General features: G+C 47.0%; 1 protein-coding gene. It reads left to right on the top strand.

The features are described 5' to 3' along the window. The coding region (locus A3722_RS24905) for a hypothetical protein (protein ID WP_236627448.1) at positions 1-285 on the top strand (285 nt) is incomplete at both ends.

Genomic DNA, 285 nt, shown 5'->3' with positions numbered 1-285 from the left:
CCTGTGAACCCATCGTTCTTAGCAGAATGCTTTTTTGCCGCTACGCAGCTCGGACCCCGTCAGATCAAAGCCCTCGATGCGCCAGCTTGTTCTTCGATCAGGCTCTATGAGGAGCTGTCTATCAGACATCTTTTCAAAATCATGCATTCAGATTATGTTCTCTGCACCGTCGGGACCTTAAAACGACAACAGTTCAAGGAGCACATGATTACAATTTGCGATGCACGCAACGAAGTCTTCCACGGTAGACCAATCAAAAATAGATCGACACTCTTCTCTGCATGT

Origin of the sequence: Sulfitobacter sp. HI0027 (assembly GCF_001634775.1) — a bacterium.
Lineage (GTDB): Bacteria > Pseudomonadota > Alphaproteobacteria > Rhodobacterales > Rhodobacteraceae > Sulfitobacter.
The sequence above is the reverse complement of the archived record's forward strand: the minus strand, read 5'-3'. Positions and strand labels throughout refer to the sequence as shown.